13 protein-coding genes, 1 tRNA gene and 1 rRNA gene are annotated in these 16,783 nt (G+C 57.7%); 5 read left to right on the top strand and 10 right to left on the bottom strand.

Going from position 1 to position 16,783, the window contains the following annotated elements:
- Positions 1-70: 70 nt before the first annotated feature.
- Positions 71-1,378, bottom strand: a complete 1,308-nt coding sequence (locus AC3I0A_RS00450; protein WP_489375662.1) for a CitMHS family transporter — start codon at positions 1,376-1,378, stop codon at positions 71-73.
- A gap of 362 nt (positions 1,379-1,740) precedes the next feature.
- Between AC3I0A_RS00450 and AC3I0A_RS00455 the strand changes: the two genes are divergently transcribed.
- Complete coding sequence (locus AC3I0A_RS00455; RefSeq protein WP_489375663.1) at positions 1,741-2,142, top strand: GFA family protein; 402 nt, start codon at positions 1,741-1,743, stop codon at positions 2,140-2,142.
- A 46-nt stretch (positions 2,143-2,188) separates the two neighbouring features.
- Here the strand turns inward: AC3I0A_RS00455 and AC3I0A_RS00460 are convergent, their stop codons facing one another.
- The 9 genes from AC3I0A_RS00460 to AC3I0A_RS00500 all read right to left on the bottom strand — a co-directional run bounded on the left by AC3I0A_RS00460 (position 2,189) and on the right by AC3I0A_RS00500 (position 11,760).
- The gene (locus AC3I0A_RS00460; protein ID WP_489375664.1) at positions 2,189-4,150 is read right to left on the bottom strand and encodes a DUF7844 domain-containing protein; all 1,962 of its coding nucleotides are present in this window, start codon (positions 4,148-4,150) and stop codon (positions 2,189-2,191) included.
- On the bottom strand, positions 4,147-4,467 hold the full coding sequence (locus tag AC3I0A_RS00465; RefSeq protein ID WP_489375665.1) for a DUF2388 domain-containing protein: 321 nt from the start codon (positions 4,465-4,467) through the stop codon (positions 4,147-4,149). The genes AC3I0A_RS00460 and AC3I0A_RS00465 overlap by 4 nt, the downstream gene beginning before the upstream one ends.
- 183 nt (positions 4,468-4,650) lie before the next feature.
- Positions 4,651-4,968 (bottom strand): DUF2388 domain-containing protein, encoded by a 318-nt coding sequence (locus tag AC3I0A_RS00470; protein ID WP_489375666.1) that lies wholly within the window; start codon positions 4,966-4,968, stop codon positions 4,651-4,653.
- 323 nt (positions 4,969-5,291) lie between these two features.
- Positions 5,292-5,444, bottom strand: a complete 153-nt coding sequence (locus AC3I0A_RS00475) for a DUF1127 domain-containing protein (RefSeq protein ID WP_370694728.1) — start codon at positions 5,442-5,444, stop codon at positions 5,292-5,294.
- Between the two features lie 382 nt (positions 5,445-5,826).
- Positions 5,827-7,320 (bottom strand): succinyl-CoA:acetate CoA-transferase ScpC, encoded by a 1,494-nt coding sequence (gene scpC, locus AC3I0A_RS00480; RefSeq protein ID WP_489375667.1) that lies wholly within the window; start codon positions 7,318-7,320, stop codon positions 5,827-5,829.
- A gap of 179 nt (positions 7,321-7,499) precedes the next feature.
- Positions 7,500-8,936 (bottom strand): NAD(P)(+) transhydrogenase (Re/Si-specific) subunit beta, encoded by a 1,437-nt coding sequence (locus AC3I0A_RS00485; protein WP_489375668.1) that lies wholly within the window; start codon positions 8,934-8,936, stop codon positions 7,500-7,502.
- The gene (locus AC3I0A_RS00490) at positions 8,933-9,271 is read right to left on the bottom strand and encodes an NAD(P) transhydrogenase subunit alpha part 2 (protein ID WP_489375670.1); all 339 of its coding nucleotides are present in this window, start codon (positions 9,269-9,271) and stop codon (positions 8,933-8,935) included. The genes AC3I0A_RS00485 and AC3I0A_RS00490 overlap by 4 nt, the downstream gene beginning before the upstream one ends.
- Positions 9,272-9,286: 15 nt before the next feature.
- Positions 9,287-10,408: a Re/Si-specific NAD(P)(+) transhydrogenase subunit alpha gene (locus tag AC3I0A_RS00495; protein WP_489375671.1), complete on the bottom strand. Its 1,122-nt coding sequence runs from the start codon at positions 10,406-10,408 to the stop codon at positions 9,287-9,289.
- A gap of 452 nt (positions 10,409-10,860) precedes the next feature.
- The gene (locus AC3I0A_RS00500; RefSeq protein ID WP_489375672.1) at positions 10,861-11,760 is read right to left on the bottom strand and encodes a LysR family transcriptional regulator; all 900 of its coding nucleotides are present in this window, start codon (positions 11,758-11,760) and stop codon (positions 10,861-10,863) included.
- A gap of 158 nt (positions 11,761-11,918) precedes the next feature.
- Here AC3I0A_RS00500 and AC3I0A_RS00505 point away from each other — a divergent pair, with 158 nt between their 5' ends.
- From AC3I0A_RS00505 to AC3I0A_RS00520, 4 genes are all read left to right on the top strand, one after another.
- The gene (locus tag AC3I0A_RS00505; RefSeq protein ID WP_489375673.1) at positions 11,919-13,100 is read left to right on the top strand and encodes an acyl-CoA dehydrogenase; all 1,182 of its coding nucleotides are present in this window, start codon (positions 11,919-11,921) and stop codon (positions 13,098-13,100) included.
- Positions 13,101-13,113: 13 nt separating this feature from the next.
- Complete coding sequence (locus AC3I0A_RS00510) at positions 13,114-14,334, top strand: CaiB/BaiF CoA transferase family protein (RefSeq protein WP_489375674.1); 1,221 nt, start codon at positions 13,114-13,116, stop codon at positions 14,332-14,334.
- Between the two features lie 654 nt (positions 14,335-14,988).
- A 16S ribosomal RNA gene (locus AC3I0A_RS00515) occupies positions 14,989-16,527 on the top strand.
- A gap of 162 nt (positions 16,528-16,689) precedes the next feature.
- Positions 16,690-16,766 (top strand) — tRNA-Ile (locus AC3I0A_RS00520).
- The last annotated feature ends 17 nt before the right edge of the window (positions 16,767-16,783 follow it).

The following is a 16,783-nucleotide window of genomic DNA, read 5'->3' on the forward strand; positions in this document are numbered from 1 at the left end:
CGAGTGTTAAACCGCGAAGGGGCCAAACTTCGAAAATCGAAGTCTGGATCCGTCGTGGCAGGTCTTGAACTTATAGAGTGCTGAACAGTGGAAAAATCCCCATCAGCAAAGCGGCGAACATTATGCACAGGCAAACCAGCACTGCCCACTTTAAGGTGAAGCGCTGGTGATCGCCAAACTCGATCCCGGCCAGTGCCACCAACAGGTAGGTCGATGGTACCAGAGGGCTCAGCAAGTGGACGGGCTGGCCGACGATCGAGGCACGTGCCATTTCCACGGCAGTGATGCCGTAGTGGCTGGCAGCTTCGGCCAGAACCGGTAACACGCCGTAATAAAAAGCATCGTTGGACATGAAGAAAGTGAACGGCATGCTCACCAGCGCAGTGATCACGGCAAGGTATGGACCGAGCGCTTCTGGAATCACTGCCAGCAGGCTTTTCGACATCGCGTCGACCATGCCGGTGCCGGACAGAATACCGGTGAAGATACCCGCAGCAAAAATCAGCCCGACCACCGCCAGTACGCTACCGGCGTGGGCCGCAACACGGTCCTTCTGCTGTTGCAGGCACGGGTAGTTGACGATCATGGCGACACTGAAGGCGACCATGAACAGCACGGGCAGTGGCAGCAGACCGGCGACCAGTGTGCCCATCAGCACCAGCGTCAGTGCACCGTTGAACCAGATCAGTTTCGGGCGACGGGCATCCGGGAACTGCGAAACGCTGATTTCGCTGTGGTCGATTTCGTCACCTTGCAGGTGCAGCTCACCCAGACGCGCACGTTCGCGTTTGCCGTACATATAGGCAATCGCCAGGATCGCCAGGACGCCGGCGAACATGGCTGGAATCATCGGAACGAAGATGTCCGACGGGTCGACATGCAGGGCACTGGCCGCGCGTGCAGTCGGGCCGCCCCACGGGGTCATGTTCATTACACCACCGGCGAGGATGATCAGACCGGCCATGACCCGCGGGCTCATGCCAATACGGCTGTAGAGCGGCAGCATGGCAGCCACGCAGATCATGTAGGTGGTGGCGCCGTCACCGTCCATGGACACGATCAGCGCCAGTACCGCAGTGCCGACCGAGACCTTCAGCGGGTCGCCCTTGACCAGTTTGAGGATCTTGCGCACCGCCGGGTCGAACAGGCCGGAGTCGATCATCAAGGCGAAATAGAGAATGGCGAACATCAGCATCACCCCGGTCGGGGCGAGTTTGGTGATGCCTTCGAGCATCATCGGGCCGATTTTCGGCGCGAAACCACCGAACAGTGCGAACAGGATCGGGATGATGATCAATGCGATCAGCGCGGACAGGCGCTTGGTCATGATCAGGAACATGAACGTGATGACCATGGCAAAGCCAAGGAAAGTCAGCATAGGAATACTCCAGGCGTAGCGCGGCTAGGGAATGGCGAACCGATGAGGTCAGCGCAGAACGGGAAGCACGAAACGTACGGGGGGAGTCGGAGCGAACAGGTGGATAGCAGCAAACATCAGAATCACCATTGTTGTTGTTAATAGGGCCGCAAGAGGTCGAAACGCTTGCATTGGCCAACCGGTCTGTTGCCGGTAGTGGGGGCGATCCTAATCGCGGAAGCTTTCAGCCAGCTTTCGCTGATGAAACGACTGACGAGATGTCTGTCGGATGTCTGTTGGATATCTGTAGGATGTCTCTCAAATGTCTGTAGGGCTTACAGCGTCGTACTCAAGGCGCCGTCAACAGCTGAGGAGGGATCGAGATGGCCGAAGTCCACACCGGCGGCTGCCACTGCGGCAAGCTGCGTTATCAATTCAGCGGACCTCTACGCAATATTGCTCACTGCCACTGTTCGATTTGTCGGCGAGTCAGCGGCGGGCTGGTGACCACCTGGATCACCCTGCCCCGTTCGGCTTTCCAATGGTTGTCCGGTACCCCGGCGCAGTACGACTCGTCGCAAAGCTGCACGCGGTATTTCTGCCCGAACTGCGGCGCGCAGTTGGCGCTGATCACCCAGCTCAGCCCAGACAGCATCGATGTGACCATCGCCACGCTCGACCATCCAGAGCTGGCACCCGCTGACCGGCATATCTGGACCGACAGCCGATTACCCTGGCTGCATCTGGATGAGCAGTTGCCGGAGGAGGCAGAGGAAAGTTTGTAAGAGGTGTGTCGCCTATGAGGCCGACTTGCCCGCGAAGCTTTTGATCTTAAGGCAGCTCGAGCCCACCCGCCGCCTTGTGCAATGTCCGCAAATGCTCGCCTACCTGCTTGAGGTTGGCTTCATTCGCTGCAATTTCCGCAGCGCGACCCGGCTTAAGCAACGCCCGCACCTCCTTGTCCAGATCCCCGCTCAAGGCTTGCAACTGTTTCTGACGCAGGCTGCTCTCGGATTCCAGTCGCTGCCACTCATTGGCCTGAGGCAAGCCATAACCGCCGCTGCCAAGCAGTTCGGCCGGGCGGCTGAGGAAGCCACTATTGGCAAGGATCTGCTGCAAGGTGCTGTTGGCTTTTTCCATGCCGCCGCTTTTCAGATCGGGGGCACCGAGGTAACGCTGTTTGACTTCATCCTGAGCCAGCAACAATTGCTGGCGGAAACTCGCCTGCTCCAGCAGCAGCAAAGCGGCGCTGGTGCGCAGGTCGGCCTGGTCGAACCATTGACGACGTTCTGCTGCGCTCAGCGATAACCAGTCTTCGACAGAGGTCTGTTTGATCGGCAGATGCTTCTTCAACACCTCGAACATCGCCTGATAACGATCGCGGAACGAGTCGAAGCGATAGCCCAGGCGCAAGGCCTCGCGCGGGTCGTCCAGCACGCTGGTGTCCACCAGCCCGCGGCCTTTGAGCACTTCCAGCAAACCGTTGGGCATGATGCTGTCCAGACCCGTCAGCTGCGGGTTGTTGCTGCCGCTGCGCAGCAACTTGAGGCTTTCGACTGCGCAGTTGTTGGACAGGAAAAAATAGTTGCCGTCGTAGCTCCAATGCATCTCGGCCGCGTGCTCGACCACGTCTTCGATCTCGCCGCGCGACAGCTTGAGCGGCACCGAGGCCAGGCTGCGCAGTTCAGTCTTGGTGTATTCGTCGATGACTTGCGCCAGCGGCAATACGAATAGTCGAGACGGATACTTCCCGACCAGACCATCCCAGCTCGACAGCTGCAAGTCGCCGACAAAGGCGCGATAGGACAGCACCAGATGCTGATCCAGATCCAGACGGCAGTCGGGCCCGCGGGGGCGGCCAGGTGCGCAGATCACCAGCCGCAACATGCTATGACCCCAGCGACTCACCCAGTTCTGGTTGGCTTCGGCCAGCAGGTAGTCGACGGCATACACCCGTTCCGGATCGACCTTCCCTAACGGCTGTTTGGCAAAGTCACTGCCGGCGTTGAGGAAGGCAAAAGACCTGGCGCAGGTGTCCCTGGCTGCGGGCGCCCAGCCGAAGTGTTCTTTGTAGTAGCTATACAGTGCGGGACGACGACAGGCGTAGCTTGGGTCAAGGAGGAAGTACTCCATGTTGACCGCGACGAACTCTTTCGGACTGCTGGTCTCGTAGATATCCGGGCTGCGGACGATTTGTCGGTTTTGCTGCTCGCGTTCGCCACGGCGTCCGACGTACTGCGGCCAGCCGGCCAGATCCAGCAGGCGCGGGTCATCACTGAGGGTAAAACGCCGCGCCGTCTGGCCACGGCATTGGTCCGGGATGCCGATCAGTCCTGAGCTGTCGTTCTGTCGTGCGCAGCGCTGGATCAACATGCGCTCGGCATCCGGCCATAGACGCGAGCGATCATAGATGTGGGTCAGCTCGTGCAGCACCGTGGCGAGCAACTCCCGGCGCACGGTGCCGTGAGGGCGGCGGGTTTTTTTCGTCGCGGCGGAGCCGTCGGAGAGACTGGCCAGCAGGTTGCGATTGAGGTCGAGTTCGGCCACCAGCGATGCCTGACCATAAGCGTTGCCTGGCATGTCGCTGGTCCAGCCGACATCGATGCGGCGGTCCAGTTGCTCGATAAAGCGCGGTGGCAGCGCCTGCATTGCCTCATCGAGCAGCGCTTGACTGGCATGTCGCTCGGCAGGGCTCAGGCCATCGGTCTTGAGTCGTAATTGCAAGCCGGCCTGAGCCGTGCTGCCCAGTAGCAACATAACCCCAACCAGTAGCCAAGCGGCAAGCGACCTCACAGTGCAAGGATGGCTTCGGCGAGAACCTGATCACTGGCATCGCGGGCTTCCGGCACTCGGGTACGCAGGGTGGCGAAGGCGGCTTCCAGTTGCGCGCCGCGAATATTGCCTTGGCTGGCAACGAAGCTGGCCGCATCGTCCTGGGCCTCGCGCACGACTTTCGAGTCGCGAATGGACGTGGTGGTATCCGAGGTGAAATCGATCGAGCGCTGAAAGGCATTAATAACGACGTTACTGGTGGCTACCAGGGTGTGCGCCTGGGTCACGTCGGCCAACAGCAGCAGGCCAAGGGCGGCAGCAATCAGTGGGGTACGCATGGAACGACTCCGGAAAACATTGATAATTATTGGACGAGAATTGCCGGTGCCAGTTCAAAGTTGCTGGCACGAAGTTTTGGCTGGGTTTGACGCAGATAAGCCAGGACGGATTCCAGTGCGCTCATCGCTAGCCCGCATTGAAGGATTGGGGCACGGCAGGCGTGCCCCGCTTGCGTGCTGCGATCAGATTGCCAGGATCGCTTGTGCCAGCTGTGCGTCGCTCGCATTCAATTGCGGCGTCTGCTGGCGAATGTGATCAAACGCACTTTCCAGTTTTACGCCGCGAATGGCGCCTTCGGTGGCGACGAAGCTGGCGGCATCGTCACGGGCTTCACGGACGATCTTGTCGTCACGCAGCGAAGAGCTCAGATCGGACGTGGCGTCCGAGGTGGACTTGAGCCCACCGACGATAGCGTCCGTGGTCACGATAAAGCTGGAGGCATGGGCATTGGCGGCCATGATCAGCAGGGCTGCAGCGCTGAGCAGACGAAGACGGGACATGGGGTAACTCCTGTGAATAGATAAAAATGGAGCCGAGCAAAATACCGGGCAGCCACTGTGAGTTGCGTAGCGCCTTGAGTATCAGACAGACGTGCGCACTGCAGAGTTCGCCACGTTTTTGTTGGATGTACATCAGTGTTGAGCTGTACTGGTTAAGTTTGATATTAAAGCAAACTGTACCTGTCTGGCGATAGACCTTCTGTAAGGTCTCGATTTAGGACCCTGAAACGACAAAACCCGTCGCAGTTACCTGCGACGGGTTTTGTTTGTGCAATTCGGGTTGCTGGCGGTGGACCCGGTGGGTCAGAGCCAGCGACGCTAACTTAGCGCCAGAACGGCTTGCTCAGCTCTTCGTAGCGTTGTGCTTCGCTAATCCCGGCATCAGCCAGCAGACGCGAATCCAGGCGAGCCAATTGATGGCGGCTGGAGATGCGGCGCTGCCACAGCATCAGGTTAGCGATAACGCGCAAAGGCATGGAAGCCTGGGTGTTTACAGCTTTGTCTTCGAAGAACATGTCGGAACTGAGTGTACGTTCCATGGTTGACATCCTTCCGCTTATGGCGGGATTAGGTAGTGGTTTAACTGATGCCAATGATCCTCTTCTTGCGCAAGTCTCTCTAGATACAGTTCACCTGTATTGTGAGGGACCAGTTAACTGTTTAAGGGTGCTGTACTGCTCATAAATGAGGCAACTGTACCTATCTGCACCGTAATGGTGCGCTTGTGGGTGCTGTAGCCTAAAATGTAAGATAATTCGGTAGGAAAAGACCGGTACAGCAGTACAGTTTTTGGAAGGTATTGCCGTAACAGCGGCAAGCTGACGAAATTGCGTTTGCGTCAGCTGCCAACTGTATCAATTACACCGCGAGCATTTTCCCGGTTTCATCGAGGTTTATGTGCCAGCTCAGTGCATCACGCAGGATGTGTGGCGTGTGCCCACCCACTGCGCAGGCCGCTTTGAAGTAGTCGTTCAATGCTTCGCGATAAGCCGGATGCACGCAGTTGTCGATGACCACCCGTGCCCGCTCCCGCGGTGCCAGGCCGCGCAGGTCCGCAAGGCCGATCTCGGTGACGAGGATGTCGACGTCATGCTCGGTATGGTCGACGTGGCTGACCATTGGCACCACGCTGGAAATCGCGCCGCCCTTGGCAATCGACTTGGTGACGAAGATCGCCAGGTGCGCATTGCGCGCGAAGTCGCCCGAGCCGCCGATGCCATTCATCATTCGCGTGCCGCAGACATGGGTGGAGTTGACGTTGCCGTACAGGTCGAACTCCAGCGCGGTGTTGATGCCGATGATGCCCAGGCGGCGGATGACTTCCGGGTGGTTGGAGATTTCCTGTGGGCGCAGCACCAGTTGCGGCTTGTAACGGCCCAGATCACTGAAGACCTCGGCATGCTTTTTCGCGGACAAGGTCATGGAGCTGCCCGAGGCGAAGCTCAGCTTGCCAGCGTCGAACAGGTCGAAGGTGGAGTCCTGCAACACTTCGGAGTACATGGTCATATCGTGGAACGGCGACTCGATCAGCCCGTGCATCACCGCGTTGGCGATGGTCCCGATGCCCGCTTGCAGCGGCATCAGGCTGTTGGTCAGGCGATTCTCGCGGACTTCATTCTTGAAGAACTCGACCAGATGATTGGCGATGGCCTGCGTTTCCACGTCCGGCGGCAATACGGTGGACGGTGAGTCGGGCTGGTTGCTGATGACAATGCCGACGATCTTCGCCGGGTCGATCTGTACGGCATGGCTGCCAATGCGGCTGTCAGCCTTGAGTACCGGAATCGGCAGGCGGGTCGGCCGATAGCTCGGTATATAGATGTCATGCAGCCCTTCCAGCTCCAACGGCTGGGCCAGGTTGATCTCGACGATCACCTCTTTGGCCAGGATCGCGAAGCTGGCCGAGTTACCCACCGAGGTGCTCAGGACCAGATGGCCTTCTTCAGTGATGGCGACGCACTCGATCACCGCCAGGTCCACCGCCTTGATCTGGCGGTTGCGCAGTTGCTCAACGGTGTCGGAGAGGTGCTGGTCGATAAACATCACCGAGCCATCGTTGATGGCCTTGCGCAGAGTGCTGTCGACCTGGAACGGCATGCGCCGCGACAGTACGCCGGCTTCGGTGAGCTGCTTGTCGAGGTCATTGCCCAGGCTGGCGCCGGTCATCAGGCTGATTTTCAGCGGCGTTACCTTGGCGCGTTCGGCCAATGCGTGGGGCACGGCCTTGGCTTCGCCGGCGCGGGTAAAACCGCTCATGCCGACGGTCATGCCGTCCCGAATCAAGGCTGCGGCATCAGCCGCGCTCATGACCTTACTTAACAACGAAGGCAAGCGAATACGATCAGAGTACATGGACTGTTATCTCGGGCAACGAAAGCAAGATGCGCAGTCTAGTGATTTCAAAAAAATTCCTCCCGCTACCATGGTCGAATGCCGAGCCTTGATTTAGAGCCTTTGGTCGGGTTTTTGCAGGCAATAAAAAACCCCGGCCTATTAAAGGCCGGGGTTTTCGGTGTTGCGCTGAAGCCGGTTTAATCGACTGCTTTAACCATGTCTTCGATGACTTTCTTGGCGTCGCCGAACACCATCATGGTCTTGTCCAGGTAGAACAGTTCGTTGTCCAGACCGGCATAGCCGCTGGCCATCGAGCGCTTGTTGACGATGACGGTCTTGGCTTTATAGGCCTCGAGAATCGGCATGCCGGCAATCGGTGATTTCGGATCGTTCTTCGCCGCCGGGTTGACCACGTCGTTGGCGCCGAGCACCAGTACCACGTCGGTCTGACCGAATTCGGAGTTGATGTCGTCCATCTCGAACACTTGCTCGTAAGGCACTTCGGCCTCGGCCAGCAGGACGTTCATGTGCCCCGGCATCCGCCCGGCAACCGGGTGAATGGCGAACTTTACGGTGACGCCACGGTGAGTCAGCTTCTCCGCCAGCTCCATCAGCGAGTGCTGGGCACGCGCCACTGCCAAGCCATAGCCGGGCACGATGATCACGGTATCGGCGTTGGTCAGCAGGAACGCGGCGTCGTCGGACGAGCCGGACTTCACCGGGCGCGCTTCCTTGGAGCCGGCAGGACCGGCCACGTCGGCTGCGCCGCCGAAACCGCCGAGGATCACGTTGAAGAACGAGCGGTTCATCGCCTTGCACATGATATACGAGAGGATCGCGCCCGATGAGCCAACCAGGGAACCGGCGATGATCAGCATCGAGTTGTTCAGCGAGAAACCGATACCGGCCGCCGCCCAACCCGAGTAGCTGTTAAGCATCGACACCACTACCGGCATGTCGGCGCCGCCGATCGGGATGATAATCAGCACGCCCAGTACGAAAGCCAACGCCAGCATCACTGCGAACGCCGTGAGGTCGCCGGTGAGCGTGAACACCAGGCCCAGGCCCAGGGTAGACAAGCCCAACACCAGGTTCAACTTGTGTTGACCGCCGAACTGTACCGGTGCGCCCTGGAACAGGCGGAACTTGTACTTGCCCGACAGCTTGCCGAAGGCGATCACCGAACCGGAGAAGGTAATGGCACCGATGGCCGCGCCAAGGAACAGCTCCATGCGGTTACCGGCAGGAATCGAATCGCCCAGTTGCTTGACGATACCCAGCGATTGCGGCTCGACCACGGCGGCGATCGCGATGAATACCGCGGCCATACCGATCATGCTGTGCATGAAGGCGACCAGTTCCGGCATCTTGGTCATCTCGACGCGCTTGGCCATGATCGAACCGGCGGTGCCACCGACCAGCAGGCCGACGATGACATAACCAATACCCGCTGTAGCGAGCTCGGCGCCGAGTTTGTAGACCAGGCCGACCGTGGTGATGATTGCCAGCGCCATACCCAGCATGCCGTACACATTGCCGCGCCGCGAGGTGGTCGGGTGCGACAGGCCTTTAAGTGCCTGGATAAAGCAGATCGATGCGATCAGGTACAGGGTGGTTACGAGATTCATGCTCATTGCTTCTGCACCTCTTGTTCCAGCGACAGCTCTTTAACTTTGGGCGCTTTTTTCTTGAACATTTCCAGCATGCGCCGGGTGACCAGGAAGCCACCGAACACGTTTACCGCGGCCAACGCCACGGCCAGAGTGCCCATGGTCTTGCCCAGCGGTGTTACGGTCAAAGCAGCCGCCAGCATGGCGCCGACGATGACAATCGCCGAAATGGCGTTGGTCACTGCCATCAATGGCGTGTGCAGTGCAGGTGTAACGTTCCAGACCACGTGATAACCGACATAAATCGCCAGCACGAAGATGATCAGGTTGTAGATACCGGGGGAGATAAGCTCTTCCATCGTCTGAATCCCTGCTTAGGCGTTTTTGCGGATGACTTGGCCGTCGCGGCACATCAGGCACGCGGCGACGATGTCGTCTTCGAGGTTGAGCTGGAACTGGCCTTCCGGTGTGAAGACCAGCTTCAGGAAGTCCAGCAGGTTGCGGGCATACAGCGCCGAGGCATCTGCAGCGACCTGTGCCGCCAGGTTGGTGTGGCCAACGATGGTCACGCCGTGAGCGATGATCACCTGATCGGCGACGGTCAGCGGGCAGTTGCCGCCTTGCGCCGCCGCGAGGTCGATGACCACCGAGCCTGGCTTCATTTGCGCGACGGTTTCAGCGCTCAGCAATACTGGTGCCTTGCGACCCGGGATCAGCGCGGTGGTAATGACGATGTCCGCTTGCTTGGCGCGCTCATGGACCGCCAATGCCTGACGTTGCATCCAGCTCGCCGGCATCGGCCGCGCATAACCGCCGACACCGACGGCGCATTCACGCTCTTCATCGGTCTCATAAGGCACGTCGACGAATTTGGCGCCGAGGGATTCGATCTGCTCCTTCACCGCCGGACGCACGTCCGAGGCTTCAATCACCGCGCCGAGACGCTTGGCAGTCGCAATCGCCTGCAAGCCGGCCACACCGGCACCGAGAATCAGCACCCGTGCCGCTTTCACGGTACCGGCAGCGGTCATCAGCATCGGCATGAAGCGCGGATAATGATAAGCGGCCACCAGCACGGCTTTATAGCCGGCAATGTTGGCTTGGGAGGACAGCACATCAAGGCTCTGTGCCCGGGAGGTGCGCGGTGCGGCTTCGAGGGCGAAGGCGGTGATGCCACACTCGGCCAGTTTGGCAATGGTTTCATTGCTGAACGGATTGAGCATGCCCACCAACACGGTGCCGCTCTTGATCAGCGTGAGTTCGCTGTCGCTGGGGGCGACGACCTTGAGAATCAGCTCTGCCCCGAACGCATCGTTGGCGCTGCCGATGGTCGCGCCTACTGCTGCATAGGCACTGTCGACAACGCTGGCGTTAATGCCGGCGCCGCTTTGCACAGTGACTTTATGACCCTGGCCGATCAGCTTCTTGATGGTTTCCGGGGTTGCGGCAACCCGCGTTTCACCGGTCTGGGTTTCGAGAGGAACACCAATGTGCACGTCAAATCTCCTGCATGATCATCTTATTGCTGTTGATCTTTATAAGAAGGCCAGCGCACTCCGGATGGTGCTGCTGGGGCGGCCGATCAGCACGACCCCGCGGTAACAAGGCGGGGCCGCGGCATTTTGCAGGCGAACTTTGTGCCCTTCAAGGGATTATGACGGGTGACGGAAAATTAACTACAAGTCACCCTGTGACCGAATGTCGCACAGTATGGCTGGACCCCTTGTAAGCCGTGTCTTGTATGAATTTTTAATGAAATTCAATAATTTACTCATCGGCGCGGTGAATGAGGCGGCATTGCTTCGAAATAGCTACTGGAAGCCACGTCTTTAGGGGCTTGTTGGACGATTGTTCCTCTTGTCAATACAGTTTCATTAATAGCGACATATAGTTATATCTGTAGTACTTTGATTTTGCTGACTACGGGGTCAGCTAATAGCGATGCCCCCTATTCTTCTAGGCTGTAGCTCTGCGCCTGGCTCACCAACCAATCGCGGAATGCCCTTAAAGAGGCCGATTCGACCTTTCGGTCAGGAATCATCAGGTAATAGGCCTTTATGCTGGACAGTGCCTGGTGGTTGGCGATCACCAGGCGCTTCTCCGCCAATTCACGCTGAATCAGGAACGGTGGAATCAATGCGATGCCCATGTCGTGCATGGCGGCTTGGGCAAGCATGGAGAATAGCTCGTAACGCGGCCCTGTCATGTCTCGAGGGATATTCAGGCTCTGTGAGTTGAACCATTGACGCCAGGCATAAGGTCGGGTGGTCTGTTGCAGCAGTGGCAGTTCTGCGATCTCTTCGGCGCTCAACTGGCTTGCAGGCCCCAGAAGTCGCGGGCTGCAAACCGGCATGGGGTTTTCACCCATCAGCCGATGGGACTCGGTGCCCGACCAATCGGCATCACCAAAATAAATGGCCGCATCGAAGTCGGTGTCGGCAAACAGGAATGGCCGTGTGCGGTTTGTAAGGTTGACCGTGACTTCCGGATGCCGCTGCTGAAAATCCTTGAGTCGAGGTAACAGCCATTGAGTACCGAACGTGGGGACCACGGCCAATTCGATGACGTTGGCGCCCTGCTGTCCCATCACCGACAGCGTATCGCGCTCCACGGCGTCCAGCTGTGTCGCGACCCGGCGACTATAAGATAGCCCTGCTTCGGTCAGCTTCACGCCCCGCCGTGAGCGCCGAAACAGTTCGACGCTCAAAAAATCCTCCAGGCCGGCGATCTGTCGACAAATGGCTCCCTGCGTAAGGGAAAGCTCTTGCGCGGCCTTGGTAAAACTCTCGTGCCGGGCGGCCGCTTCAAAGCTGATCAATGCAGCTGTACTCGGAATCTTCCTGCGCATGTACGGCAACCTCACTAATAAAGCGTCTATAAGCAACTTTAACGCTATTACGGAGTGAGAAATTAGCACAACAGTATGCAAAATCCTCGTTTGCTGTCTCCGCTGGCCCGGCCTAGGATCACTCCACGATATTTCACTTGATTCGTGAGGACTCACCCATGGGCGGTAAAGCTAGCTTCAACTGGATCGATCCCCTGCTGCTGGATCAACAGCTCACCCAAGAAGAACGCATGATCCAGGATACTGCCCGGCAATTCGCTCAGCAGAAGCTCGCGCCGCGCGTTCTCGAAGCTTTCCGCCATGAAAAGACCGACCCGGCGATCTTCCGCGAGATGGGTGACGTGGGTCTGTTGGGTGCGACCATTCCTGAAGAATACGGTGGCAGTGGTCTGAACTATGTCAGCTACGGTCTGATTGCTCGTGAGGTCGAGCGTGTCGACTCCGGCTATCGCTCGATGATGAGCGTGCAGTCCTCGCTGGTGATGGTGCCGATCAATGAATTCGGTACCGAAGCGCAAAAGCAGAAGTACCTGCCAAAACTGGCTTCGGGTGAATGGATCGGTTGCTTCGGTCTGACCGAGCCTGACCACGGTTCCGATCCGGGCTCGATGATCACTCGTGCACGCAAAGTGGAAGGCGGCTACAGCCTGACTGGCTGCAAGATGTGGATCACCAACAGTCCGATCGCCGATGTGTTCGTGGTCTGGGGCAAGGACGATGCCGGCGACATTCGCGGCTTCGTGCTCGAGAAAGGCTGGAAAGGCCTGAGCGCTCCAGCGATTCACGGCAAGGTAGGTCTGCGCGCCTCCATCACCGGAGAGATCGTTATGGACAACGTATTTGTCCCGGAAGAGAACATCTTCCCGGACGTCCGTGGTTTGAAAGGCCCTTTCACCTGCCTTAATTCGGCTCGTTACGGCATCGCCTGGGGCGCGCTGGGGGCTGCCGAGTTCTGCTGGCACACCGCTCGCCAATACACGCTGGACCGTCAGCAGTTTGGCCGGCCATTGGCAGCCACTCAGTTGATCCAGAAAAAACTGGCTGACATGCAGACCGAGATCACCCTCGCCCTGCAAGGTTGCTTGCGTCTGGGCCGGATGAAAGACGAAGGCACCGCAGCGGTCGAGATCACTTCCATGATGAAGCGCAACTCTTGCGGCAAGTCGCTGGACATCGCTCGCATGGCCCGTGACATGTTGGGTGGCAACGGTATCTCCGACGAGTTCGGTGTCGCCCGTCACCTGGTGAACCTGGAAGTGGTGAATACCTATGAAGGTACTCACGACGTGCATGCGCTGATTCTTGGTCGTGCGCAGACCGGCATCCAGGCGTTCTATTAATAGGAGAACGTCCATGGGCGCGCTTTCACATCTACGGGTATTGGACTTGTCACGAGTGCTGGCCGGTCCTTGGGCCGGACAGATCCTTGCGGATCTCGGGGCCGAGGTGATCAAGGTCGAGCGCCCGGGGAATGGCGATGACACGCGCGCCTGGGGGCCACCCTTCCTTAAAGACGCCTATGGCGAGAACACCAGCGAGGCGGCCTACTACCTGTCGGCCAATCGCAACAAGCAATCGGTGACCATCGACTTCACGCAACCGGAAGGTCAGCGTCTGGTGCGTGAGCTGGCGGCCAAGTCAGACATTCTGATCGAGAACTTCAAGGTCGGTGGTCTGGCGGCTTATGGCCTGGACTACGCCTCCCTCAAGGCACTTAACCCTGAGCTGATCTATTGCTCGATCACCGGCTTTGGTCAGACTGGCCCTTATGCCAAGCGGGCCGGTTATGACTTTATGATTCAGGGGTTGGGCGGCTTGATGAGTCTGACCGGCCTTCCTGAAGGTAGCGAAGGTGCCGGGCCGGTGAAAGTCGGAGTAGCGCTGACGGATATTCTGACCGGTCTCTACTCGACAGTGGCGATTCTGGCGGCGCTGGCTCATCGGGATCATGACGGTGGCGGGCAGCATATTGACATGGCGTTGCTGGACGTTCAGGTCGCCTGCCTGGCCAATCAGGCAATGAACTACCTGACCACCGGGGTTTCGCCCAAGCGGTTAGGCAATGCTCATCCGAATATCGTGCCGTACCAGGACTTCCCGACCGCGGATGGCGACTTCATTCTTACCGTCGGGAACGACGGGCAGTTCCGCAAGTTCGCTGAAGTGGCAGGGCAGCCTCAGTGGGCGGACGATCCGCGGTTTGCCACGAACAAGCTGCGGGTGGCCAATCGGGCGGTATTGATCCCGCTGATCCGTCAGGCAACGGTCTTCAAGACGACTGCCGAGTGGGTGGTGCAGCTGGAACAGGCCGGAGTGCCCTGCGGGCCGATCAATGATCTGGCTCAGGTGTTTGCCGATCCGCAAGTCAAGGCGCGCGGGCTGGCAATCGAGCTACCTCATGCTTTGGCCGGGCTGGTTCCCCAGGTGGCTAGTCCGATCCGTCTTTCCGAGACGCCGGTTGAATACCGTAATGCGCCTCCTCTATTAGGCGAACACACGCTGGAGGTTCTGCAGCGGGTGTTGGGTATCGAGGCATCCGCGGTCGCGGCTTTTAAAGAGGCTGGGGTGCTCTGAGGATTCCCTCTATATAGAGGCCGCTGTTCTGTTCTCTATATAGAGGGGAAAACAGCCCGTTTTTCGGCTTTCTACACGTCATTGATAGAAAAGCTAAATCAGTGCTTGACGGCAGATTCTGGAAGTCTATAATTCGCCCCACTTCCGGCGCAGTCGAAACGGAAAACTCCTTGGTAAACAAAGAGTTACGCAGTTTTCGACAGCGAGTTGCTTCGGTTCATCGAAGCCCCGAAGGAGTTGCTGGAGTCGTGTTGTTTGGCTCTATCAACGGTTCGATCCACTCGGTCGAAAGCGGTGTAAAAGAGGTGTTGACAGCGGCGAGTAACGCTGTAGAATTCGCCTCCCGCTAACGAGTGATCGGAAGCGCCAAGTGGTTGAAGTTGTTAGAGATTTCCAAGCGAAACTTTGAAAACTTCTGAAAATAACCGCTTGACAGTAGCAGGGGAAAGCGTAGAATGCGCGCCTCGGTTGAGACGAAAGATCTTAACCAACCGCTCTTTAACAACTGAATCAAGCAATTCGTGTGGGTGCTTGTGGAGTCTGACTGATAGTCAACAAGATTATCAGCATCACAAGTTACTCCGCGAGAAATCAAAGATGTAACCAACGATTGCTGAGCCAAGTTTAGGGTTTTCTCAAAACCCAAAGATGTTTGAACTGAAGAGTTTGATCATGGCTCAGATTGAACGCTGGCGGCAGGCCTAACACATGCAAGTCGAGCGGCAGCACGGGTACTTGTACCTGGTGGCGAGCGGCGGACGGGTGAGTAATACCTAGGAATCTGCCTGGTAGTGGGGGATAACGTCCGGAAACGGACGCTAATACCGCATACGTCCTACGGGAGAAAGCAGGGGACCTTCGGGCCTTGCGCTATCAGATGAGCCTAGGTCGGATTAGCTAGTTGGTGAGGTAATGGCTCACCAAGGCTACGATCCGTAACTGGTCTGAGAGGATGATCAGTCACACTGGAACTGAGACACGGTCCAGACTCCTACGGGAGGCAGCAGTGGGGAATATTGGACAATGGGCGAAAGCCTGATCCAGCCATGCCGCGTGTGTGAAGAAGGTCTTCGGATTGTAAAGCACTTTAAGTTGGGAGGAAGGGCCATTACCTAATACGTGATGGTTTTGACGTTACCGACAGAATAAGCACCGGCTAACTCTGTGCCAGCAGCCGCGGTAATACAGAGGGTGCAAGCGTTAATCGGAATTACTGGGCGTAAAGCGCGCGTAGGTGGTTCGTTAAGTTGGATGTGAAATCCCCGGGCTCAACCTGGGAACTGCATTCAAAACTGTCGAGCTAGAGTATGGTAGAGGGTGGTGGAATTTCCTGTGTAGCGGTGAAATGCGTAGATATAGGAAGGAACACCAGTGGCGAAGGCGACCACCTGGACTGATACTGACACTGAGGTGCGAAAGCGTGGGGAGCAAACAGGATTAGATACCCTGGTAGTCCACGCCGTAAACGATGTCAACTAGCCGTTGGGAGCCTTGAGCTCTTAGTGGCGCAGCTAACGCATTAAGTTGACCGCCTGGGGAGTACGGCCGCAAGGTTAAAACTCAAATGAATTGACGGGGGCCCGCACAAGCGGTGGAGCATGTGGTTTAATTCGAAGCAACGCGAAGAACCTTACCAGGCCTTGACATCCAATGAACTTTCCAGAGATGGATGGGTGCCTTCGGGAACATTGAGACAGGTGCTGCATGGCTGTCGTCAGCTCGTGTCGTGAGATGTTGGGTTAAGTCCCGTAACGAGCGCAACCCTTGTCCTTAGTTACCAGCACGTCATGGTGGGCACTCTAAGGAGACTGCCGGTGACAAACCGGAGGAAGGTGGGGATGACGTCAAGTCATCATGGCCCTTACGGCCTGGGCTACACACGTGCTACAATGGTCGGTACAGAGGGTTGCCAAGCCGCGAGGTGGAGCTAATCCCAGAAAACCGATCGTAGTCCGGATCGCAGTCTGCAACTCGACTGCGTGAAGTCGGAATCGCTAGTAATCGCGAATCAGAATGTCGCGGTGAATACGTTCCCGGGCCTTGTACACACCGCCCGTCACACCATGGGAGTGGGTTGCACCAGAAGTAGCTAGTCTAACCTTCGGGAGGACGGTTACCACGGTGTGATTCATGACTGGGGTGAAGTCGTAACAAGGTAGCCGTAGGGGAACCTGCGGCTGGATCACCTCCTTAATCGACGACATCAGCTGCTCCATAAGTTCCCACACGAATTGCTTGATTCATTGAAGAAGACGATAAAGAAGCAGCCCTAAAAGGTTGTAGCTTAGTTGGTTAGAGCGCACCCCATGCTTTGCGGTAAAGAGCAGGGTGAGGTCGGCCTTATAGCTCGAAATTGGGTCTGTAGCTCAGTTGGTTAGAGCGCACCCCTGATAAGGGTGAGGTCGGCAGTTCGAATCTGCCCAGACCCACCAATTTTGTGTGGGAAACG

The organism is Pseudomonas sp. KH_024_B2 (assembly GCF_057839965.1).

Excerpts from the sequence above, each read along its gene's own strand:
- AC3I0A_RS00450 (WP_489375662.1), bottom strand. The coding sequence starts at position 1,378 with ATGCTGACTTTCCTTGGCTTTGCCATGGTCATCACGTTCATGTTCCTG.
- AC3I0A_RS00455 (WP_489375663.1), top strand. The coding sequence starts at position 1,741 with ATGGCCGAAGTCCACACCGGCGGCTGCCACTGCGGCAAGCTGCGTTAT.
- AC3I0A_RS00465 (WP_489375665.1), bottom strand. The coding sequence starts at position 4,467 with ATGCGTACCCCACTGATTGCTGCCGCCCTTGGCCTGCTGCTGTTGGCC.
- AC3I0A_RS00470 (WP_489375666.1), bottom strand. The coding sequence starts at position 4,968 with ATGTCCCGTCTTCGTCTGCTCAGCGCTGCAGCCCTGCTGATCATGGCC.
- AC3I0A_RS00475 (WP_370694728.1), bottom strand. The coding sequence starts at position 5,444 with ATGCCTTTGCGCGTTATCGCTAACCTGATGCTGTGGCAGCGCCGCATC.
- scpC (WP_489375667.1), bottom strand. The coding sequence starts at position 7,320 with ATGTACTCTGATCGTATTCGCTTGCCTTCGTTGTTAAGTAAGGTCATG.
- AC3I0A_RS00485 (WP_489375668.1), bottom strand. The coding sequence starts at position 8,936 with ATGAGCATGAATCTCGTAACCACCCTGTACCTGATCGCATCGATCTGC.
- AC3I0A_RS00490 (WP_489375670.1), bottom strand. The coding sequence starts at position 9,271 with ATGGAAGAGCTTATCTCCCCCGGTATCTACAACCTGATCATCTTCGTG.
- AC3I0A_RS00500 (WP_489375672.1), bottom strand. The coding sequence starts at position 11,760 with ATGCGCAGGAAGATTCCGAGTACAGCTGCATTGATCAGCTTTGAAGCG.
- AC3I0A_RS00505 (WP_489375673.1), top strand. The coding sequence starts at position 11,919 with ATGGGCGGTAAAGCTAGCTTCAACTGGATCGATCCCCTGCTGCTGGAT.
- AC3I0A_RS00510 (WP_489375674.1), top strand. The coding sequence starts at position 13,114 with ATGGGCGCGCTTTCACATCTACGGGTATTGGACTTGTCACGAGTGCTG.